Genomic DNA, 23130 nt, shown 5'->3' on the forward strand with positions numbered 1-23130 from the left:
CTAAATGATTTATTGATCGGATTGTGTGAAGATATCACTTATTTTATCTGGCGATTACTAGCGAATTTAACGCAGTTATCAGGAAAAAGACCTTCCAGAAAGCTAGTTGTTACCCCTAGTAAAGGTTAACGAGCTCGGGTATAAAAACCATACAGGAATTATATTAAATGAAATTAGAAACTTTAGCGTTACACCATGGTTATGAGTCTGAAGCGACAACTAAAGCTGCAGCTGTTCCTATTTACCAAACCACTTCTTTTACGTTTGATAATACCCAACATGGCGCTGACTTATTCGACTTAAAAGTCCCAGGTAATATTTATACACGTATTATGAACCCAACCACAGATGTACTCGAACAAAGAGTATCTGCTATGGAAGGGGGGATAGCAGGTTTGGCTTTGGCTTCTGGTATGGCAGCTATAACCTATGCGATTCAATGTATTACCGAAGTAGGATCTAATATTGTCAGTAGTGCCCAATTATATGGCGGTACTTATAATTTATTCGCCCATACCTTGCCACACCAAGGGGTTGAGGTGCGTATGGTACAGGCCGATGATTTTGACGGTTTTGATGCAGCTATAGATGAAAATACCCGAGCTATATTTTGTGAATCTATCGGTAATCCAGCAGGGAATGTCGTTGATATTGCAAAGTTGGCAGAAATCGCGCATAAGCACGGTGTACCACTGATTGTTGATAACACAGTTGCAACGCCTTTTTTGTGTCGGCCAATAGAGTTAGGCGCCGACATTGTTGTGCATTCTTTAACTAAATATATTGGCGGCCACGGCACCTCTGTGGGCGGGATTATCATAGATTCAGGTAAATTTGATTGGGTTGCTAACAAAGAAAGATTTAAAATGTTAAACCAACCAGACCCTTCTTACCATGGGGTGATATATACCGAGGCTTTAGGCGAGGCTGCTTATATTGGTCGGTGTCGGGTTGTTCCTTTAAGAAACACAGGGGCAGCTATCTCACCTATGAATGCATTTCAAATTTTACAGGGCTTAGAAACATTGGGTTTACGAATGGAGCGCCATTGCGAAAATGCAGAGCAATTAGCCGCATATTTATCTAACCACGATAAGGTTAACTGGGTGAATTATGCCGCATTAGACAACAGCCCATACAATGCGACTTGCCAAAAAATATCGGGCGGTAAAGCGTCTGGTATTCTCAGTTTTGGCATTAAGGGCGGGGCGGAAGCTGGGGCGCAATTTATTGATGCATTGCAAATGATTTTACGCTTGGTCAATATAGGTGATGCTAAATCATTGGCTTGTCATCCTGCTTCTACAACCCATAGACAGCTAGATGCAGATGAATTGAAAAGTGCAGGTGTTAGTGCTGAATTAGTGCGTATATCGGTCGGCATTGAATGTATCGACGACATCATTGCAGATGTTAGCCAAGCCCTAGATGCAGTCACTTCAAGTTAATAAGAGTAGAGAATGAAATTAGATTCAATTGCGTTGCATCATGGCTATGACGCAGAACAAACGACTAAGGCTGCTGCGGTACCTATTTATCAAACGACATCTTATACGTTTGATAATACCCAGCATGGCGCTGATTTAAATAACATGAAAGTTAAGGGTAATATTTATACTCGGATTATGAATCCAACCGCTGAAGTGTTAGAGAAACGTGTTACTGAAATGGAAGGCGGAGTGGCTGGACTTGCTTTGGCATCTGGCATGACAGCGATAACTTACGCGATTCAATCATTGACTGAATCAGGCGATAACATTGTCAGCACCAGTCAGTTATATGGCGGTAGCTATACGTTATTTACCCAAGTATTACCGCGAATGGGGGTTGATGTTAAAATGGTATCAGCCGATGATTTTTCAGGATTCGAATCAGCGATTAACGATAAAACCAAAGCGATTTTTTGTGAGTCCATTGGTAACCCAGCAGGTAATGTCGTTGATATTGCTAAGCTAGCTGAAATAGCGCATAAACATGGTGTGCCGCTTATTGTTGATAACACGGTTGCAACGCCTTATCTATGTAAACCTTTTGAACTGGGTGCCGATATCGTCGTGCATTCTTTAACTAAATACATTGGCGGTCATGGCACCTCGGTTGGCGGTATGATAGTTGATTCGGGTCGATTTGATTGGGCGGCAGATAAAAAACGCTTCAGAGTGTTAAATGATCCAGAGCCTGCTTATCACAATTTAAACTTTGCAGAAGCCTTAGGCCAATTAGCCTACATTACACGTTGCCGAGTGGTTTCGCTAAGGGTAACTGGGGCAGCTATTGCGCCAATGAATGCATTCCAAATATTACAAGGGTTAGAAACCTTAGGGTTAAGAATTGAGCGCCATTGTCAAAATGCACAAAAACTTGCCGCGTTTTTATTAACACACGATAAAGTTAATAAGGTCAATTACGCCGCTTTACCTGATAGCCCTTATTACCAAACATGTCAGAAAATAGTAGGTGGCAAGGCGTCTGGAATTTTAAGTTTTGATATTAAAGGCGGAGCTGAAGCCGGAGCTCAATTTATTGATGCTCTAAAAATGATTTTAAGGTTAGTGAATATTGGCGATGCAAAATCGTTAGCCTGTCATCCTGCTTCAACTACACATCGACAGTTAACCCCCTCGCAATTAGAAAGTGCAGGTGTGAGTCAGTCGCTCGTGCGTATTTCGGTTGGCATTGAGCATATTGACGATATTATCGCTGATGTAAGCCAAGCATTAGATGCTGTGGCCGTATAGTTTTATGATTAAATCCTATATAAGCCATTACTTATATAGGATTTTGATTTTATCCTGACCAAGGTTATGGCTAGCTTTAGCTGTGTTTATCGAACTCGGCTAATTACTTACAAGTTGGAATCGCTAAGCCATCTAATTCTGCTAAGTTGCGATTATGTGCGCCTACAGCAAAGCTTGTTACATTTGAGACGTTAGGCTCTTTCCAGTTTACTTCTAAACGATTGTCCCCTAAAAAAATATTTTGAGCTTTTGTACGTAAAACTTTCGTTATTGCCTTATATGCTGATGCGTAAGCTAGATTGTTGCGCTCATGCGGATCACATTGCATATCATAGAGTGCCATTTCTGCTTCTTTATCTGACGCATTGACGGCCCACATAATGTCTTGACCCGCTTCGTGCGTTTCGCCTGGTTTTCCCATGAATGGGCGAATTTTCATTGAAAAGCCAAAACGTTTTGAGCGTAAGTAAACTCGATCACCGACAATTTGATTCATTTCACCCAATACATAATCTCGTTTCAATTCGGGTTTACGAATCACTTCAGCGAGGTTAAAACCATCTAAGTAGGCATTGTCTTTTTTGACATCAATGCCTGCGGCCGCATATATAGTCGGTGCAATATCAACATACTCGACAAAGTCGCTGTGTATGGTATTTTTTGGAAAATATTCACCGGATGAGTCCATGACTATCATGGCGCCATGTCCAGATTTATTCCATGGTGAAAACTTGGCAGAGATCCCTTGTTCACCTAAGTGCCAGCCGTGGTCGCCAACTGTTGCAATAATTAAATAAGGTCGATTTACTCTCTGGTTGTATGCTTTAAAGTCTTTTATCGCTTTACCAATTAATGAATCGCCATAGGCAGTGAAAGCATAGTAGTCTTGCACCATGCGTAACTTCTCAGCAGGTGTCATGCCGTCTGTTTTCATATTTTTGTAGATCTTAACTAACTGCTTAGGCAATTTTTTTAATTCGTCTTTAGAAAACTCTGGGAGTTTATACGGGAGTTTTTCGAAACGATCTTGAAACGATTTAGGCGGTAATACAGGCGTGTGTGGAAAATGAAAACTTAGACTGATCATCACAGGCTTATCATCTTTTGGCCCTTCAATTTTGTCACCTAACATTGAGCTGTAAGATTTATTAGCGTTATTTAGGTAATTTTGAAAAGCCTGTAAAATTTTACCATCTAAAGTCTTATCTTCTGGCATTGGACTTTCGCCTGCCAAAATTAACGTTTGAGAACTGCGCGTATAAGAACGAATAATATCTAATTTTTTATCTATCGGATTTGGCTCAGTGGTGTACTGACCATCTTTAAAGTATTCAAATGAATCTATCGTACCATCTGGAAAATATAAGTTTTCAGTGATCTTTATTGGTTTGTTGCTCACTTCCCAATTGTAAGTTGACTGTTTTCCCCAATCGCCAATTCCAGCTCGTTCTAAGGCATAACGTTCAACTTCATAATCGTAGATTAACGGTGAACTGCCTTGTTCGGGTGCACTTTTTATCCGTAAACCTGCTTTACCTGCTAACATGGTTTGGTAACCATTTGCGCGTAAAACTTCGGGAATAGTTGGCTTAGCCGTGTCATTTTGTTTATGCGAATATTCAAAACCATATCGACCGCTATGATGCGGATACTGGCCAGTCGCCATAGAATAACGAGAAGGCGAACAGCCTGGCGATTGGTTATAAGCGAGCGGAAATAATACGCCTTCGGCGGCTAATGCATCTAAATTTGGTGACTCGACATAACCCAGTTCACTTTCTTTTGTACCACGCAGGGCTAAGTTTACAGCGGCGACTGAGTCGGCGCGTTGGTCATCAGTTAAAATCCATAATATGTTAGGTTTAATTTTATTTTGGGGTAATGCTTTTGCCGCATTCATGGCAACTCGGTCAGAAGAAATGCTGTATTCATTAACGGCTGGGGTATTTGTGCTGACACAGGATATTAAGCCTACGCCTAAAAGTGAACTTGCACATATGCTCCATTTTATTTTGGTCTTAAAATTATTTGTCATTGTTAGTTTTACGCTTTGTTAGTTAATTTACCTGCCGCACTAAATTAAAATTATTTAATGAAGTAAATGCAGCTTGGTTTAAATATTTAGTGGGATTAATTGATTGGCGAGTAACCGAAGGCAGCTCGCCAATCAATTGCTAAAGACAAATGATTACTTCGGAATTAAATCAGCTGGAATATTCAATGTTTTATCATCCGCACCTTTAGCAAAATTACTGATGTGATAGCTGTTCGCTTTTGACCAGTCGGCTTCTGCACGGCCGTCACCTAATACTATGTTGCCGAGTTTTTGTCTAAACCAGCCTGCAAGTGCTTTATATTCTTCATCGTATGCTAGATTGTTACGCTCAAGTGGATCTTTGGCTAGATCGTACAGGCTCATTTCCACTTTTTTGGCCGGTGCAACTAATGCCCATTTTAAATCTTTACCTAGCTGCTTTTCATTGACCCAATTGTTGAAAGGTCGGGTACGCATAGAAAACCTAAACCTGTCTGTATGTAAATAAGCTCTAGGGCCAGAAATTACATTAACTTCACCTAAAATATAGTCTCGTTTGGGTAAATTTTCGCTGTACACGTCAAACAAGTTTAAGCCATCTAGGTAGCTATACTTCTCTTGATAAACATCGTCACCTGCGGCTGTTAAAATGGTTGGTGCAAAGTCGACAAACTCGACTAAATCTTTATATACTCCGCCTGCCGGTACTATGCTTTTGTCCGATGAAACAACTAAAATGGCATTAGCGACAGATTGCTTCCATGGTCCAAATTTAGCTTCCATACCTTGTTCACCTAAATGCCAACTGTGATCCCCAATTGCAAATACAATTAAGTATTCTTGATTGTTTTCAATACTATACTTTTTAAATGCATCGACTGCTTCACCAATGAGAGCATCGCCATATGCAGTAAAGGCGTAATAATCTTGAATAGCTTGTTGTTTTTGTTCATAGGTCATTTCATCAATTTTACCTGCTGTGTAAATCCGACGAAGTTGTTCGGGTAATTTATTAAGCTCTGATTTTTCAAATTTAGGAATGTCATAGACCTTATTTTTAAATCTATCTCTAAATGATTTTGGCGGTAAAACGGGTGTATGAGGTAGGTGGAAACCTAAGTTTAAAAATTGAGGTTTGCTGGTATCTGCACCTTTAGCATCTTTTCCCCAAGTGGTTTTGAAATTTTTATTGGCGTTGGCTAAATAGTGTTTAAATTCTTTAACTATGTAGGCATCAACGGTTTCACCTGCAGGTTGCGGATTGACACCGCCCAAAATTAAATTTTTATTGCCACGTGTATAAGCACGCAGTATGTCAAACTCTTGGTTTACGCTTTCAATAGCCGTTAAATCTTGTTGAGTTAATTCCGCTTTATGTCTTTCAAGGAAATATTGTTTTTTGCGTCCATCTGGGTACAAAACAGTTTCAACTGTACCTTGTTTATTAGGTTGTTTATTCCAATCGTATAAAACTTTGGTAAAGAGATCGCCTTTACCATTTTTTTGTAAGTCATGTTTAAAATGAACTTGGTAGTCGTATAAGTTAGCATCATTGAAACCTTGCCCTGGGCCCCATTTAAATATATAGCTGTCTTCTTTACCAAAAGTTGCGGTTTGATAACCCAATTCGCGAACCGATTGTGATACGGTTGGTTTGATAAAGTCAGGATTTTGATGAGTTAATTCGAAAGCATAATGGCCGTTTCTAAACGGATAGCGGCCTGATAACATTGAACCGCGAGAAGGTCCACATACTGGTGCTTGGTTAAAAGCATTGGTATAAAACACGCCTTCAGAGGCTAACTTATCAATATTAGGAGATTCGACATAACCTAATGGGCTATTTTTTGTCCATAAACTAATTGGTTATAATAGCTGACTGAATCGGGACGTTGGTCGTCGGTAATAATCCAGAGTATATTTGGTTGCGACTTAAATTTAGCGGACTCTTTCTGAGGCTTAAAAATCTTTTTGTATGCGATAGGTGCTTGGTGAGTGCTTGGGGCGCTACAACTTGCTAACGTTAATGGAATTAAACATGCTGCCAACCAGGTTTGACTCGAAAGTAAACTCAACTTCATAGTTATTTTCTCTTAGTTTATTGTCTATATTTACTTATTGGTCATAAAACAAAAAATTGACACAAATAATTGTATTTTGTTTACAATTATTTTGAGAGGAGTAATAAGTATTTGGAGAACATAACTGGCAAGGGCTATTTACCAGTTATGTTTTAGCTACCTATTCGCTTGGTATAGCGGACAACTCAAAGTTATCGAAATGAACGACAGCACCTTCTTTCATTAATATTTTCATCTCGAATTTTCCGTTTTCTGGTATTTTTTCTGCAGGTATTTCAATTCGCACTCTAATTAGGCCATCATCATCTACCCAATAAATACCACGTTGATAACCGTAGCCTGCCCATTCTGGGGTGTAATAAATACCACCTGTACTGGGTACTTGCCTGAGCGCTGCTTTGCCTTCTATCACTCGCAAATCGTAAGCAAATAAATAATCCGTTTTATTATTGAGTTTATTCGTTTTAAAAGCATCGCTGGTAAATTTTATATGCATTTCACCCGTTGTGCTGTTGGCATATAAACCATAGTTCCCTTCTATGGCAGCTTCTTCTGTTACTTGTAATATGGCAAAATTTTCTTGGCCTATTTCGCGCTGTATTGTTAAGCCTGTACCTAATACACCGTCTTCAAATCCTCTGGTTTGCTCTTTGATAAAGTTTTCAGTCGGCAATATTTCTATCAGCTCAACGTTATCTAAATACCATTCTTCGTTAGGAGTCCAAAACGCAATTTCTACGAAGGTATGTGTATCTGGCCAATCTTGACCATGGATTACTTTTTCATGGTGTTGCCATGTATTGTCTTTTGGCATTCTAAACCATGGGCCATGCGCTGTTGTTTGATACTTAGCGTTAAAACTGTTGTTAAACCGGGTGTAGCCTATGGCGGATTCAGCATTGTCCGTAAGGCGTTTAATGTCGTAACTGAGTTTATATTGTTTATGCTTTTTGACAAAACCGGCAGGTAAATAGGAATGTTTTATTTTTATAAACACCGGGCCTGAGTCCATCGTGCTTATGTGCAAGCCATAATTTCCTGATTTAGCCGCTTCAGGTTTAACTTCGGCATAGCCTAAACTCGTTACGTCTATTAACCAGTGGGTTAAATCCCCTGTTTCAAAACCCATATTAAGGCCACTAACTATATTTACTGGCGTCAGTTTGTTTGTTTCTTCTCTAGGTTTTGCTTCTTGTGGTAATGCATGCCCTGAAGGTACTATTGTTTTGCTTTTGAACCTTTGCGTTTCATTGCTAGCTCGCTTATGTGTGCCGTCCAGTGAAGCTGATGTTTCAACTAACCCTTGGGCGTTAATCGTTAAAGAAAAAGGCAAATTGGGCTGACGATAAATAGGTGTGAAATCGGTTGTATCAGTAGCAGCTAAAGTTGAATTTTGATCATCTGTTACTTGTGCAACGACATAATTTCCGTTTGCAGTACTAATGTAAAACTCTGACGATTTTGCGGCTAAATCAATGGTTAATTGCCCCTGAATAATCTCTATACGCTGTACATCATGAATGTTCAGGTGCGTTGGTGAACTTGCTGTAATTTTATTGCCATTGGTAAATTGTATATGTGCTTTACCACTGAGCATTTGAAAAGGACCCGGAGATAATTGAAATGTTTCTATATCTGATAATTCCGAATCACCGGATGTTTTAGTATATTGTACAGTTGCAAACGCTTGAGCGGTTTCTGTATCTGTAAAAAATACTAATGTACATAATAAAAGACTGGCTGCAACGGATATAGCTTCAAACCAATAATGTTTCTTTTGTTGTTTGTTGTTATCGCGATCACTTGGATTAATCTGACTAACATTATCAGAAGTGGTTTGTTCGGGGTTATTTTGTTCTAACTTGATGCGCTCCATTATGCCATCGGCAAAAGCGTTAGCATTATCGTCTTTGAGTTTTAATTGCATTAGTCTATGGGTTAGTACCTGACGCGCTGACCTTTGTTTAAACTCGGGATCTTTTGACCATTCGTGTCGCAGTTCAGCTCTATTATCTTCACCTGCAATAAAGCGAGCTAAAAGTTCGTCTTGGTACTTGTTCATGCCATTGTCCCGGTTAGACGTTTATCTATACAGTTGCGTAATTTTTCGCGTATTCTATGCAAGCGCATTGTCATTGCGGAATGCTTCACCTGATGTATTTTTGTTAGCTCATCTACTGTGTAGCCTTCTGTATAATGCTGCTTAATCAATTTATGAAATTTATCATCTACTTTTTCTAAACATTGTTCGAGCGCTACTAACATTGAGTTTTCATCTTGATTGCTTAGTTTATTTTCAATTTCATCAGATAAAATCTCTTCAAAATCACTGATATCAGAATTTAAGTGGGCGTTAGAACGACGGTAAAAATCTTTTAATTGATTTAATGCTATACCTTTTATCCAAGGACTAAATGCTCTGCTGTTATCAAAGTCTTTTAGTTTTCTATGCGCAATGATAAAAGCCTCTTGCGCTAAATCGTCGGCATCAATTATGTGTTGCATTCGCACGGCTAAAAAAGCTCTGACATCATCTTGATATTTCATAATAATTTGTGCGAAAGCTGCATTATCTCCGTTTTGTGCCTTAGCAATTGTTTTTCTTTCATCGTCCGAATTCAAAGACCACCCCAATCGACAATTTGAGAAATTTGTTCGTGTTTAACATTTATATTGGTAAAAAAATTGGGTTTTGACACATTTATTTTTAACTATTATGCAAATAATCAAATAACTTCAATCCATGATGTAAGTGGCAGACTAATTTTTAAGTTTTTACAATTATTTCAGGAGCTTCACAGACAGCTAACTTCTGTGGTGTATCATCTTAAAAGTTGCTTACATTTGTGCAATGATACGCCTTAAATTGAACTGTCTTTGATAGCTCTGATACTCGCAATTTATATTGATTTAGCGCTAGATGTTGAACCAAAAAAATCCTATACAAGCAGTTGCTTATAATAGGATTTTTTGGGCTTAAGTTTTACGAAAAACCTTACTTAACTATTTTTTGTAAGCAGGAGCATCGAATTCGCCTTTAAAGCGTTTTTCATACACAGTCGACATAAATGATTTAATTGCATCTACCATTTCAGGGTATGGAATGTCAGTACTAGATACAAAACCAACATTGTATGGTTCGCCATCAAATGCTCGGCCTGTCAGTGGCGAGTCTATATACTGGAACCAATGCGCACCAACCATATTAGGGTGAGCAGCAACACTGGTAATGTAATCTAAATACATTTGTGCTCTGTCTTTATGGTCGTGAGCTTGTACTAAGCCTGCATGGAATACACCAGTATCGGTTGTTGAACCAATATGGAATTCACCAATCGCAACAGGTAAGTCAAACTCGGTTAAAAAGCCCCATTCTTCAGGCTGTACACCTTCTTCATAAATATTGAATGACAATACATCAGAGTATTTAACCGAGGCTTTAATCGTCTCTTTTGGCATACCAAAGTTCGCCATACGTGCGCCCATATATAAATGGTTTGGCAAAGCTTCAGCTAAGGTATCGTGGACCACTTTAAAGTAACGATCTGACAAGGCTTCAAGCATGTAAGATAAATCAGCAACGGCTTCAGTTGAGAACGGCGCTTCTAAATGCACACCTTGTTCAATACTAGCCCAGTTTTCAGCTTTAAAATTCCAAGCTGAGTTTAGCTTTTTAATGTCTCCATATTTACCTTTTAAGTAATCTGTGAAGAAAGTTTTAGCAGGGCTGTCAGCGTTGTTAACGGTTAATGTTGCTAAAATCACCCCATATTTTTGTTCAACTGTACCTTCTGGTAATCCCCAGCTTTTTTCATTATCGACGAAAATACCTGCACACCAAGGTGAACCTTTGATTTCTTCAGCGATGACATCAATCGTAATTTTTGCGCGTCGGACAAACTCAGGATCGAAAGGATCTGGAAGTGGCGCCCAAACGTCGTGTTCAGATTTTAGGGTTTTAAAATCACCAATAATCCAACCATTGGCAAAATATGGCACTTGCTCGTTAGGATAAAATGCTGGATCAACCCAGTTACCAAAAGAGGTAAAACCCCAATTGTTCATACGATCCAAGGTGACTTGTTGCCAAGTTTCTTCAAAATTTTCACCGTAGCGTCTTTCTAAATTTGCTCGATAAAAACTAAAGGTTTCACCTGAAGTTAATGGCCCTTTGTGTACTTCACGGCGGTAGCTATAGTGTTTAGCCATAGGGTTGTCATAACTTGGCAACCAGTTAAACATATCATTACGTAAATCAGACGCAATATAACGTGTTTTTCTGACTTCATCAGAAACTTCTACTATGCCCATTGAATCTTCTGGCGTTACACGACTTGGGTCAATATAACGAACTGAATCATCTTTAAAATCAACACCGGTTAAAGTTGTTAAATTAGCCATGCGTACATTAGCCGGACCGTGTGAGAAGAATATATGTCCTTCTGGATCAACCATCCACCAACGGCCATCAATTTTCTCAGTTCTAAAATAACCAGTCGCTTTCAGTTTAGGACCATCTTTCCAGCCGCCGTATTTAGAGCGATTAGCCATTAGCCCGCCTTGAGCTAACTCTGCTAACTCTTTGTTAGCCACTTGCTTTAGTTCTTCGACAGATGAAACTTTTATTGGAAAATCTTGTTTAGCATTTTGACCAAACTCATCCGCTAAACCTAGGAGATAACTATCATCGTATTCGGGATTCTTACGCAACCTTAAATTTGAAACTTCTATTTGTTTGTCATGTAAGTTACCCCTAACAAAAAGTGCGACTTCAGTAATGCGACTCAAATCGAGCTTTTTACCGAAACGGGTAACAAACATTTCTTCATCTGTTTTCCAAGGATATGGTTTTTCACGTACACCTGCATTGGTGTCGTTAAACTTACCTTTAATTATTGAAAAGTATGTACCTTGTTCACCAGCGGCTAAATTTGCGGTTCTATTTAAAGAACGCGCTCGGCTACCAGTAATTTCCATATCTTCTTTAACACCGGCTTCATCCGTTAATGATAAATAGACTTGGATGGACTCATTGGATAAATTTTTAATATCAACGGCTAAGTTAAATTCATCAAATTTGGACCAATCCCAAGGTTTTTCCGGATGAAATTTCACAGAAGGACGGTAGTGGTCGCTCTGATAGCTGACCTTAACAGATTTGTCTTCTAGTTGAGTTTGGGCACCCCAATTAGCAATTTCAACACCGCTGCTTTTAGAACCATTCCAAATAACCGCAAGTGGTGTGTCGGTTGTTAATGCTGGATTTTGAGTTTGTGAACTATTATTGTCACAAGCTGTTAGCAGTATTGCAGACAAAACGGCTGCAATGGGAAGTTTACGCATTTTGGACCTCATTTAATCTATTTTGTTTTAAATTTATTAGGGATTGATAACTTCCTAGCTATGCTGTTTGTAAAATCATTTACAAACACCTAAAGGATACATTTACTTTTCATTAACCCTTTTTGTTAAGTGTTCATTGTAAACAATTTTTCTTGGTTGTGTTGTAAAAATTTTATCTATTTGTTTTAAAATAGGTTAAGTATATTTGTTATCTGAATTTTTTGATGTTTTATGGAAAAGTTAAATTAATTGTAAGCAGACCCTTGCAGGCATAGATAATATTGTTAGCCGTTAGCTATATAGTTGTCAGTGATAAGCAGAGATATAAGCAATGATAAACAAACTGGGCATTGAGATTGATGATTTAAAGGCGGAAGGTGTTATGTCATAGGAATGAATAAAATGTCACGGCGTGAAGGGCACTTATCAGAAGTATCTTATGTTTAAGTCTGCTCCTAGAACCTAGAGGCTTTATCTATTAAAGTGACAAAATCATTTGTAGCGAATATCTTCACGGTACAACAAAAGATATACTAGTGAAGCCGAAAGCTATTTAACCTCAACTCGATGTATGGTTATTTAAGCGATCTAGATCGCCTAAATAGTTTATAGCTTTCATAATTCTTCGTTTAATGTCTAACTTAATTTATCTAAGCATATTTGCAGCCATAGCGAATAACAAAATAGCGAATATTTTCTTAATGATGGAAACGGGCAAATATTGAGTGGCTTTTGCCCCTAAAGGCGCAGTAAACCAAGAGGTACAGACAATACCAAATAAAGCGGGAAGATAAACAAAGCCAGCGAAACCCTCTGCTAAATTTAAATGTTTATTGCCAGTGCTGATGTAGCCAACGGAGCCAAACAAAGCGATAACGATGCCACAAGCAGCAGCGCAGCCAATGGCTTTTTTCATGTCGATCGAAAAATACGTTAACAAAGGAACTAGTAAGGCGCCGCCACCTATACCTATCATAGCCGCTAAACTACCTATAATAGAGGTTAAAAGGGTTAATAGGCCTTTATTTGGCATTGGTCGATCTGTGGTATTTGTACTTTTAGTACCAAGCAGCATTTTTAGGCCTATCAGTAATACGCTAATCACAAAGACCCAACGAACAATTTTTTCTGGTAACAAAGCCGCCATAAAGCCACTGATAAGGGCGCCAATTGCTACCCCAGTCATAATCCATGGCGCAATATTCCATGGCACATTTTCGTTTTTATGATGCGCTATGGCCGAAGAGGTTGACGTAAATAAGATAGAGGCGAGTGAGGTTGCAATAGCCGTGACAACCACTAAATCCGCGGGCAAAACTTCAAACTCTAGTAAAATAATACTGAGTATAGGCACAATAACTAAGCCGCCACCTATACCTAATAATCCAGCTAAAAAACCAACTGCACTGCCTAATATAGCGCAGCTTAAAATCAACAACCCCAACTCATTCATTCAATGACCTTTCCAATATTTTGTTAAAACTGCCGTTAGCTTAACGGTTTAAATTAGGCTTAAGTTGAATTTAATTCATGATGGGTTTGAAATAAACTCGATTTTATTCATCTAGAGTTAGGCGTATAAATTACACATCGCTCTTAGTTAGGATGAAATCCAAATGGTCATCTTGAAAAGAGCACTCATTAAATTCAAGTTTTAACTTGTTACGCTTTTATTATCTTAAACGGATGCCAAGACATGAATAACACAGATTTCACTTATACCATTAAGCGCGTTAGTTTCGATGAAAATTATCAACCATCGGATAATACCCGTATTACTACTAATTTTGCTAATTTAGCGCGCGGAGAAAGCCGCCAACAAAATTTATCCAAAGCATTAAGCATGATTAATAATAGATTTAATGCATTAGCCCCTTGGGATAATCCAAAAGCAGATCGTTATTCTATTGAACTTGAAATTATTCATGTTGATATCGATGTTGAGGGTAAAGGCGAAACTTTCCCAACGATTGAAATTTTAAAAACCAATATTATTGATCATGTCTCAGGTAAACGAACGGATGGGATTGTTGGTAATAACTTTTCTTCTTATGTTCGTGATTACGATTTTAGTGTGCGTTTGCTCGATCACAACAAGAGCCAAACACAATTTAGTATTCCGGATAACTTTGGTGAATTACATGGAAAAATGTTTCAATCATTCTTAAATTCAACGTCTTATAAAGAGAACTTCGCCAAACCACCAGTGATCTGCCTGAGTGTTTCGGATAACAAAATTTATCACAGAACAGAGAATCAGCACCCTGTTTTAGGGGTTGAATATAAGCCAAACGAATCCTCATTAACTGAGCTTTATTTCACCAAAATGGGTTTAGATGTGCGTTACTTTATGCCACCAAATAGCGTAGCACCTTTGGCATTTTATTTTATTGGCGACTTATTGACTGATTACACTAATTTAGAGCTGATTGGCACTATCAGCACTATGGAAACATTTCAAAAAATCTATCGACCTGAAATATACAATGCAAATGCCATTGCCGGCAGGTGTTATCAGCCTAATTTAAAAAACCAAGATCATTCTCTCACTCAAATTAATTATGACAGAGATGAGCGTAGTCGCTTGGCTATCGAGCAAGGTAAATTTGCTGAAGAAAATTTTATGAAGCCATATCGCAGGCTGCTAGAAAGCTGGTCCGCTAACTATGCACTGTAACTACCAGACCCTGTCTGTATTTCACAATAAAAACGCAGCGAAAAACCTAGCTCAACCAATAGCCGTATAGAGAAAAGAACTTATTATGACAAAATTTAAAACATTATTACCCACTTCAACTGCTGGTAGCCTGCCAAAACCGAGTTGGCTCGCTGAACCTGAGAAACTTTGGTCACCTTGGAAATTACAAGATGAAGCTTTAAACGAAGGTAAACAAGATGCACTAAGAGTTGCGTTACAAGAACAAGTACATGCAAATATTGATATTGTCAGTGATGGTGAGCAAACGCGTCAGCATTTTGTAACTACTTTTATAGAGCATTTAACAGGCGTTGATTTTGAAAAACGTAAAACAGTTAAAATTAGAGACAGGTATGATGCTAGCGTGCCGACAGTTGTGGGCGCCGTTAGCCGTGAAAAACCTGTGTTTGTAGAGAGTGCTAAATTTTTACGTCAACAAACCGATCGACCGATCAAATGGGCTTTGCCTGGTCCAATGACAATGATAGATACCTTATATGATGATCACTTTAAGAGTCGTGAAAAATTAGCATGGGAATTTGCCAAAATTCTAAATCAAGAAGCTAAAGAATTAGAAGCTGCTGGTGTAGATATTATCCAATTTGATGAACCAGCATTTAATGTGTTTTTTGATGAAGTAAACGACTGGGGAATTGCCTGTTTAGAGCGGGCAATAGAGGGGCTGAAATGCGAAACTGCGGTACATATCTGTTATGGTTATGGCATCAAAGCTAATACAGATTGGAAGAAAACTTTAGGCTCTGAGTGGCGACAGTACGAGCAAGCGTTTCCTAAACTTCAGCAATCGAATCTGGATATCATTTCTCTAGAATGCCACAACTCTCATGTTCCTATGGACTTAATTGAGTTAATTCGTGGCAAAAAAGTCATGGTAGGTGCGATAGATGTTGCGTCTAATCTGATTGAAACGCCGGAGCAAGTCGCCAATACTTTACGAAAAGCACTAAAGTTTGTCGATGCAGATAAACTCTACCCAAGTACCAATTGTGGTATGGCGCCATTATCTCGCGAAATCGCGAGAGGAAAACTTAAAGCGTTAAGCGCAGGCGCAGCCATTGTCCGAAATGAACTAAAGCTGACACTTGCTTAGTTTTAAGGTGACCAGAGTGAGTAATTCGGGTTCAAGTTAAAACAGAGATTAAAGGATTAGCCTAATATAGTTCTTTAATCTAAAGTGAGTTAGGGATAGGGCGGTAGCAGTTTGTAACTATCACCTCGATTAATTTGGAATTTTTACTCTTGATTATATTTCAGCTATCTTTAGCATATTTTATTCGCTTGTGTTGGCACCATATGCTAGCGAATTAAAGCTTTGAACAGTCACGGTTAAACGTTGTAAAGATGAACTCAGACAAGTTAATTTCAATTTTGAGCAAACACTCGATTAAGAAGAATATTGTCGAGTCTGATTCCATTGTTATTGATTTAGAGCTTAATGGTGATGATTTTGATGAATTATATTTCGACCTTATCGACAACTATGGAATAGATTTGAAAAAGCTAGGCCATATTGAAAAATGCATTCATTCAGAAGGTGAGTTGCTTGATATGCTTTTTCCTTGCAAATGGTTATTACATAAAATAGGTTTACGGAAGCACCGGCAAGACGAATTTTACAGCCTCTGCTCGTAGCGGATCTTACCGAATTCGTAAAGTCTCGCTAGTGGAACGCCTAGCAGATGGTAGTTTGATATTTAGTGTTGAGGCGAATAGGTTTAGATAGTCGGGGTCGTATCTACTGATACGACCCGTTAATTGTTAGTAATAACAACGGTATTTTGATTTATCGCCGTTAGGATCTATTTGTTTGTATAGCGCTAGTGTGAAGCTATCAGGTTTTGGCATAATTAAAAAACACTGTGCGAGTTCACTGCGGTCTTCTTTAATGATTAGTGGCATTAAATCTTCAATTGCTTGTGCGTATTTATCATCACCATAGCGTTGATAAGCATATTGTAAGAAATAGTATAAACGGCCGCGGCGCATCTTTTTATCTTTAACATTTGCCCAATAACCTTCTTTTTTTATCGCTGGTAGTAAAAAGTCGATTGCTGTTTTTAAGCTGACACCGTTATCGATTTTATATTGCCAATAATCTAAGCCTAGTTTATCAGCGATCAGTGCAGCGAAATAGTAAGCTTCTAAATTGAACACTGAGTAGTGGAGAGGCCGAGTGCGTGCTAACTCATCTGGTTGCGCACCGGATGGTTCAACCTGTTTGCTTAATCTGTGTTTAAAGATTCGCTCGACATATTCTTTCGCTAATTTTTTGTTACCTGTATAAAGCGCATAGGCTGCGACTTGAGCTTCGCAATAGGTGCCATGGTTATTATGAGCATCACAAGCGCCTTGGCCTAATTCATTTGTCAGTAACCAATTAAGATAATCACTTACCCATGCTTTAAACTTCAGTTCGTCCTGCTGAGAAAAGTGCGCTGAGTTGGTTAATAGTGTTACTTCATCAATTAATCTAATAAACCAACGCGTTTCAATTACACCATAGATACGACCATCACTTTTACCTGGCACTGCTTGACCAAAAGTGAGTGAGGGATTCATACGGGTTCCAGGGTTTAAAAACCAATTTTTGATATGAAGGGCTGCATGTTTAGCGTATTTTTCATCTTTTGTATAATAGTAGGCTAATGTTAAATCACTAATTTGAAATAGCATTTCATTCATGATCGTTTTATCTGTGCCACCCGTCGAACTGGTTGGATTTACTTTGCCATCGCGTTTAATCCAAGGTAAGCCATCTGCTTTAGTCGGATCAGGCCACCAGTATGGGCCGATGCTAATGTAATCGTGTTTATCTCCGCTTGGCGGTGTGTGCGATTTATCCATAACAGAATAAGGCCCTTTAGTAAGTGCTTCATCTGCATGTGATATTAAGCGCTTAACCACTAATTGCCGGACAGGCTCGCCTTGAACATAATCTTGATAGCTATTATCTAGCCAATTAGAATCAAGATAAACTAAGCTAGATTTATTTGTTGAAGTTGGCGAAACAGCTGATTGTGAGTCTTTTACTGTCTGTTGGCAGCCACTAATCCCAATTGTCAAACCTAAGATCGAAGCAAGTAATGATGTACGCATCATTGGCATAACTAAACCTAAAATAAATGTTAAATGTAAATAGATAATAAATTAAACTGGACTAAATGTTTAATTAAATTAACAAGTATGAGTGATGTCGATTATAAATTTAACATTATGAGTATCAAAAAAGGCTAGTCACTCATAAATAACCAATAAACTAGAGCTAAATTAGTAACCATGGAAATTGATTGGAATGAATTAGAGTCTTTATATAAAAATCGAGATTAAATTCTGAGGAGTTTAGGATGGTTTTTACACTGTAAGCCGAGGAGGGAAGTCCTCAGCTTACAGCTATTATTGTGACTGGATATTAAAAACTTCGGACTAAGGTTTTGCTACCATTAAATACTTGCAAGCTAGCACTAGCAACTCGGCCACCAGTGTCTGCAAAAGTTAGACTGACTTTATTCGACGCTTGTAATAACGAGTAGTCGACAGGTATTTCTAACACACCGAAAAAGTTTACGCGTCCAGTTAAAGTAGAACCTTGTTTTTGGTCGTAGCCTCTGAAATTAGTTGGTACTGTGATTTGTGTACCGTTAACTTTTACCGTTGGTGTTAATGACATACCGTGATCACGACCTACAGCGATTCTTAATACAGCTTCACCTTGGTTACCAATAACAACATCATTGATTGTGTATTCGATTTCTTTATTGGCTTCGATTGTTTTTAAATAGTCGGTGGCGTAATATTTTTTCTCTTGGATTTCTTCTGAAATTTGAACATCTTGTGTGTAGCTGACTTCGATTATCATAGTCGCTTCAGCGCCTAGAGAAACAACATTTGGCAATGTTTGGCTTTCAGTCGTTATTAAACTAGTTTCTAAATCAGCACCATCTAATGTTTTTAGATGTTTTATTTTTACAGCGGAAACTTGGTTACCGTTTAAGCCTAGCGTATTTAATTTTACGTCTACATCGTTGAATTCCAAGTTATTTAGAATGACATAGGCTTTTTTACCATTAACATATGAATCTACTTGAATGTCTAAATTCGATGACTTAGTTTCAACTCGAGTTCCATTTACATCAGACCATAGTTGATAAAACATAACAATGTCAGAATATACCCAGTCTTTTTGGCTAGTATCACCGGTTCTTTCAAATTCTTGAATCATTAAGCGAGGACCATACGGAAAATCATTACGGCCCCATTCTGCTTTTACTACAAAGAATGGAATTGATTTAGCAATTACGTCAGGACGTTCTAAAAATTGCACTAGCATGGAATTAGCTGCTCGTAGCTGGTATGTGTTGCGTCTTGGGCTCCAACCTTCTTTGTTTAAGCAATGAATTGCCGCACCGTATTCGGATATGACATAAGGCTTCATTGTACCTGTTGCTATTAGGCTATAGTGTTCCATCATATCCATGGTAGCTTCTGCGTTTGAACCTTTGCGATAGCGTTCGCTATTTTGAAAACAAGGGAAGTCGTATAGGTGGATTGAATAGAAATCCATATTGCTGCCGGCAATATCAATAAACTGCTTATCACGGTCAAACCAGCGTTGGAAGTTATCTTTATCAAAATCAGGGAAGGCAACAGTGTAACCGCCAACTAATATGTCACTATTTTCTGGTAATTTTTTAATCTCGGCGGCCACAGTATTATGGAATTCGTAAACAGTTGCTGGATCGACTCTATTAGAGCCGCTTCTAACTGTGGTGAGGTCATATAGCGGTTCGTTCATTACCTCAAAATACTTTGGTTTTGGTTGACCTTGAGTGTCACCGCTTTGTTTGAAGAATTTAGCTAGGTAATGGGCTAAATAATGACCTGTCGCTGTCCCCAATGGTTCATCGTTTGTATCTGTAGTTGAAAATGCCCAGTTTGTGTTATTAGCATTTACTGGGTTGATTAGCGTACCTTCAGGCCAATATGGGTGTTGTTGCGCACCAATGATAATATCTGTACCACGAGCTTCTTCGGCTCTACCATCTTGGTTCAGTTTTTTGACATTGTTACTATATGCCCATTTGGTATCACCGCCTCTTTTAGCCACCAATGCTTCGTCGACAAAACCTGCTTTGTTAGCGTCTTCTGCGACATTACGTAAATGCCATTTATTACTACCGGTTTCACGACCAAAGTAAACATCATAGTTATTGACGAAGTTCAGCATTAAATCAGGATCTTTATTGGCAGCGTTTGCACTATGGCTGTCATTTTCACCCCAATCAGGCTCAATATGGGTTGCATGTATGGTGATGTATTTTTGTCTATCGAATGTTTCAAAGCCATTTATGCTGTGTTTGGTATCTAAATTTATATCAACTTGCACACCCGGGAATGTCAAAGTCGTCACATCAAAGTTATCTGAAACGCCACCAATTGTCAGTTTAGCTAGGGTTGCATTGTTATAATCGTTTGAGCTTGTTAAACGAACTCGGATGATTTGATTATTTTCTACTTGACCTTTAGTCGAAGTAAAAGGGCCGTTGTTAATTGAATATTCACCACCGGTTATTTCGATATCTGTTTTTGTGTCAATGCCACTAATGGTAATGGGAGCGGAAATTATTTTAGACGCTAAAGCGACGCTTGTTTGATCGGTAAAGCTGAAAGCATTAGGTGTTGTGTCAGTTTTATCTGGTGGGGTCGTTGGGCTATCTGTGTCAGTATCAACGGATGCTCCCCCACATGCAGAAAGAGATAAAGCTAAAATAATTAAACTTGCTAGTTTTGTATATTTAGTGGTTGAGGTATACATATCAAATTACCTGATTACTTTGTAAAAAAATTGTGACTATGTGTATACATGTTAATTTAATTGTTCATTGTTTACAATGTTCGTTTGCGAGTTCGTATCTTTTTGCCTCAGTAAAATGAGATGATTTAAAGATTTTTATGTCTTTTAATGAATGTAAATTGCATAAATATGAAGGGTTTTATGTTTTTCTTCTTGAGCTGATGTGCCATAGGTAAACAGGTTTTATTTAGTTTAAATATAGACTAGAGAGTTTGCTTGTATCTTCTATGCTAGTTAATTTGGCTGAATTTTAGGAGGTAACAAATTGTATTTGCCCAATTCAGCAGAGGAATTATTTATTTCGGGAAAAAGAGATACTGGGGTGTGTTGATGTTTGCTGAAAAATTGTACTCAAAAGATCAACACACCCTAGGTAATGGGGCTTAACTAGCCAGTCATTGTTTTGATTTTAGTCAAATTAGCTTGAAACACTCGCCCCAGCTTTAACATTCTTAATGATTTTTTGTTCGCCATTTGCCCAAGTGATTTGCACACTGTCAGCTTTATCACAACGACCAATACCAAAGTGCATTCGATTATTTAGCATATGATGAAAACCATCACCACTGGCACCAACCAGTTGAGTCTGTTGTATTCCGCAAGCTGAAATAGTAACGCGTGCACCTATCGGTTGAGCGTGTTTATCAGGCGATGCTGTTACTTTTACCGTTAAATAATTACCAAGCTCTCGTTCGCTCAGTTGGTTTTTAGCCAAATACCAACGACCACGTTCGTTACCAAATATAATATCCATTCGACCATCGTGGTTGTAATCTATTGTACTTATACCTACACCTGTGGCTCCAATTTCGTCCGAGATTAATCCAGCATTAGCGTGTTTAGTAAAGCTTTTCCCAGCATTATTAATTAATACAAAGTGTTCAACAGGTAGTGCCATATTGCCATATGGTGAAATGGCTAAATCTATATAGCCATCGTTATTAAAATCTGCTGCAGTAGCACTTACCGTTTGCTCACTGATGTTAATCCCCATTGCTTTGGTCACATCAACAAATTGACCATTTTGATTTTCTAATAACATAGCAGGTAAAGGCTTACGTCTTAGTTCTTCTGGTTGCGATATAACGTTTTTAACAACAGCACTCAGGCGAGATTTTACATAACCTCCGATACGCCATGTACCGTCGCCCATATAACCAATGTGCATGCCCTTAAGTGTTTCTCCTTCGGGCCAACCTTGTGCCTCTTCAGATTTGATAACTAACTTGCCGCCAGTGTATTTTTCTTTTCGCTCAGGTGTTACCACGGTGCGGTTTTTACCTAACTGGATATCATAGGTTGCATAAGTTTCTTGGATATTTTCAATAATTAACTCATTGCCTTCTATATTAATGTTTTCAAAATTGAATTTATCGCGAAAAGCAAAAAAAGCTAAGTTTTTATTGATAGGGTCGTAATAAGCTTCCTCTTCAAATTGGTAAGGGCTTCGAACAAAAAATAAATCAAAATCACCATCGTTGTCATAGTCAATGTCAGTAATATTATTGACATGTTTAGTTTTTGCTAGCTCACCTAACAACTCGGTGGTTGAATCTTTATATTTTCCCGCTCCTAAACCAATGGAAAGTGTTAAGTCTTTGCCGCCAAAGGTAAAAATATCGATAATTCCATCGTTATTTATATCTGTGGTCAGCGCTTTCATCGATAATGGATCATTGGCTTTACGCAATGTGTGCGGATCTGTAAATGTTGTACCGTTATTTAAATATAGTTGGTTGGTAGTGAGTTCTTTTGCTTTTTTAGGTGCGTAACCTGTGGCAAATAAGTCTAATTTTTCGTCATTGTTAGCTTCGACAAACTTTACTGAGCGACCTCGGCTTGGTGTGAAATGGTCAAATGTGCCTAACCGCGTTATCTTTCTGTCTTGATCAACTGAAAAGTAGACAGGACGTCTTGGATTACCACCATCACCGCCACCTTGCGCAACAATGATGTTAACTTTACCGTCGCCATCGTAATCTGATACGGCTAAGCCATGAGTATCGCCATTGATCAGTACTGTTGGGTCAGTAAACTGGCCGCCTTCATTCCAATAAATTAGGGCATTGGTACCATGCTGGGTTGTAATGACGTCTTCCCAGCCGTTTAAATCTAAATCAGCTACGACAGCTGCCCCCCATTTGCGTTGCATTTCTTTAGTGAATGGAATGACCCCTTCAGTTTTTACAAAAAGAGATGAATTCTCGTCGTTGATTTGATTCTGGTTATTACTTACGCAACTGACTATAGCCGAGCTACAAACAAGACTTAATAATAAAGTGCTTAATCTCGTTGATTTAATCATTTGATGATCACCCTTAATGTATTTTTAATGCAAAGGTATTATGTTTGGTTAAGTGTAA

The 23130-nt window shown here is 38.4% G+C and carries 15 protein-coding genes; 5 read left to right on the forward strand and 10 right to left on the reverse strand.

Going from position 1 to position 23130, the window contains the following annotated elements:
* Window positions 1-167 precede the first annotated feature (167 nt).
* Together XM47_RS02190 and XM47_RS02195 are read left to right on the forward strand one after the other, a co-directional pair.
* On the forward strand, window positions 168-1448 hold the full coding sequence (locus XM47_RS02190; protein WP_048688913.1) for an O-acetylhomoserine aminocarboxypropyltransferase/cysteine synthase family protein: 1281 nt from the start codon (window positions 168-170) through the stop codon (window positions 1446-1448).
* Between the two features lie 12 nt (window positions 1449-1460).
* Entirely contained in the window at window positions 1461-2738 is a 1278-nt protein-coding gene (locus XM47_RS02195; RefSeq protein ID WP_048688916.1) for an O-acetylhomoserine aminocarboxypropyltransferase/cysteine synthase family protein, read from the forward strand.
* 103 nt (window positions 2739-2841) lie between these two features.
* Here the strand turns inward: XM47_RS02195 and XM47_RS02200 are convergent, their stop codons facing one another.
* The 7 genes from XM47_RS02200 to XM47_RS02225 form a co-directional block, all read right to left on the reverse strand.
* The gene (locus XM47_RS02200) at window positions 2842-4773 is read right to left on the reverse strand and encodes a sulfatase-like hydrolase/transferase (RefSeq protein ID WP_048688919.1); all 1932 of its coding nucleotides are present in this window, start codon (window positions 4771-4773) and stop codon (window positions 2842-2844) included.
* Window positions 4774-4926: 153 nt separating this feature from the next.
* The gene (locus XM47_RS02205; protein WP_245623401.1) at window positions 4927-6561 is read right to left on the reverse strand and encodes a sulfatase-like hydrolase/transferase; all 1635 of its coding nucleotides are present in this window, start codon (window positions 6559-6561) and stop codon (window positions 4927-4929) included.
* A 44-nt stretch (window positions 6562-6605) separates the two neighbouring features.
* The gene (locus XM47_RS19310) at window positions 6606-6854 is read right to left on the reverse strand and encodes a hypothetical protein (protein WP_245623402.1); all 249 of its coding nucleotides are present in this window, start codon (window positions 6852-6854) and stop codon (window positions 6606-6608) included.
* A gap of 160 nt (window positions 6855-7014) precedes the next feature.
* Window positions 7015-8916, reverse strand: coding sequence for a hypothetical protein (locus tag XM47_RS02210; protein ID WP_048688922.1), 1902 nt, complete (start codon window positions 8914-8916; stop codon window positions 7015-7017).
* A complete protein-coding gene (locus XM47_RS02215) occupies window positions 8913-9476 on the reverse strand; it encodes an RNA polymerase sigma factor (protein ID WP_048688925.1) in 564 nt (187 codons plus the stop codon). Before XM47_RS02215 ends, XM47_RS02210 begins: the two co-directional genes overlap by 4 nt.
* A gap of 381 nt (window positions 9477-9857) precedes the next feature.
* Window positions 9858-12197: an agarase gene (locus XM47_RS02220; protein ID WP_078061808.1), complete on the reverse strand. Its 2340-nt coding sequence runs from the start codon at window positions 12195-12197 to the stop codon at window positions 9858-9860.
* A gap of 646 nt (window positions 12198-12843) precedes the next feature.
* Window positions 12844-13650 (reverse strand): sulfite exporter TauE/SafE family protein, encoded by an 807-nt coding sequence (locus XM47_RS02225; protein WP_048688929.1) that lies wholly within the window; start codon window positions 13648-13650, stop codon window positions 12844-12846.
* A gap of 243 nt (window positions 13651-13893) precedes the next feature.
* Between XM47_RS02225 and XM47_RS02230 the strand changes: the two genes are divergently transcribed.
* The 3 genes from XM47_RS02230 to XM47_RS02240 all read left to right on the forward strand — a co-directional run bounded on the left by XM47_RS02230 (window position 13894) and on the right by XM47_RS02240 (window position 16548).
* On the forward strand, window positions 13894-14874 hold the full coding sequence (locus tag XM47_RS02230; protein WP_048688932.1) for a DUF1852 domain-containing protein: 981 nt from the start codon (window positions 13894-13896) through the stop codon (window positions 14872-14874).
* 85 nt (window positions 14875-14959) lie between these two features.
* Window positions 14960-16006, forward strand: a complete 1047-nt coding sequence (locus XM47_RS02235) for a methionine synthase (RefSeq protein WP_048688935.1) — start codon at window positions 14960-14962, stop codon at window positions 16004-16006.
* A gap of 251 nt (window positions 16007-16257) precedes the next feature.
* Window positions 16258-16548 (forward strand): hypothetical protein, encoded by a 291-nt coding sequence (locus XM47_RS02240; protein WP_048688938.1) that lies wholly within the window; start codon window positions 16258-16260, stop codon window positions 16546-16548.
* Window positions 16549-16674: 126 nt separating this feature from the next.
* On the opposite strand, the gene XM47_RS02245 is transcribed toward XM47_RS02240, so the two are convergent.
* The 3 genes from XM47_RS02245 to XM47_RS02255 form a co-directional block, all read right to left on the reverse strand.
* Window positions 16675-18021: an alginate lyase family protein gene (locus XM47_RS02245; protein WP_048688940.1), complete on the reverse strand. Its 1347-nt coding sequence runs from the start codon at window positions 18019-18021 to the stop codon at window positions 16675-16677.
* A gap of 304 nt (window positions 18022-18325) precedes the next feature.
* Window positions 18326-20728 (reverse strand): hypothetical protein, encoded by a 2403-nt coding sequence (locus XM47_RS02250; protein ID WP_048688942.1) that lies wholly within the window; start codon window positions 20726-20728, stop codon window positions 18326-18328.
* Window positions 20729-21185: 457 nt separating this feature from the next.
* Window positions 21186-23072 (reverse strand): CRTAC1 family protein, encoded by a 1887-nt coding sequence (locus tag XM47_RS02255; protein WP_245623403.1) that lies wholly within the window; start codon window positions 23070-23072, stop codon window positions 21186-21188.
* Window positions 23073-23130 lie beyond the last annotated feature (58 nt).

Origin of the sequence: Catenovulum maritimum, from assembly GCF_001050375.1 — a bacterium.
GTDB lineage: Bacteria > Pseudomonadota > Gammaproteobacteria > Enterobacterales > Alteromonadaceae > Catenovulum > Catenovulum maritimum.

Coding starts and splice junctions, on each gene's coding strand:
- XM47_RS02200 (WP_048688919.1), bottom strand. CDS start 4,773: ATGACAAATAATTTTAAGACCAAAATAAAATGGAGCATATGTGCAAGT.
- XM47_RS02225 (WP_048688929.1), bottom strand. CDS start 13,650: ATGAATGAGTTGGGGTTGTTGATTTTAAGCTGCGCTATATTAGGCAGT.
- XM47_RS02230 (WP_048688932.1), top strand. CDS start 13,894: ATGAATAACACAGATTTCACTTATACCATTAAGCGCGTTAGTTTCGAT.
- XM47_RS02195 (WP_048688916.1), top strand. CDS start 1,461: ATGAAATTAGATTCAATTGCGTTGCATCATGGCTATGACGCAGAACAA.
- XM47_RS19310 (WP_245623402.1), bottom strand. CDS start 6,854: ATGAAGTTGAGTTTACTTTCGAGTCAAACCTGGTTGGCAGCATGTTTA.
- XM47_RS02245 (WP_048688940.1), bottom strand. CDS start 18,021: ATGCCAATGATGCGTACATCATTACTTGCTTCGATCTTAGGTTTGACA.
- XM47_RS02210 (WP_048688922.1), bottom strand. CDS start 8,916: ATGAACAAGTACCAAGACGAACTTTTAGCTCGCTTTATTGCAGGTGAA.
- XM47_RS02250 (WP_048688942.1), bottom strand. CDS start 20,728: ATGTATACCTCAACCACTAAATATACAAAACTAGCAAGTTTAATTATT.
- XM47_RS02220 (WP_078061808.1), bottom strand. CDS start 12,197: ATGCGTAAACTTCCCATTGCAGCCGTTTTGTCTGCAATACTGCTAACA.
- XM47_RS02240 (WP_048688938.1), top strand. CDS start 16,258: ATGAACTCAGACAAGTTAATTTCAATTTTGAGCAAACACTCGATTAAG.
- XM47_RS02255 (WP_245623403.1), bottom strand. CDS start 23,072: ATGATTAAATCAACGAGATTAAGCACTTTATTATTAAGTCTTGTTTGT.
- XM47_RS02190 (WP_048688913.1), top strand. CDS start 168: ATGAAATTAGAAACTTTAGCGTTACACCATGGTTATGAGTCTGAAGCG.
- XM47_RS02235 (WP_048688935.1), top strand. CDS start 14,960: ATGACAAAATTTAAAACATTATTACCCACTTCAACTGCTGGTAGCCTG.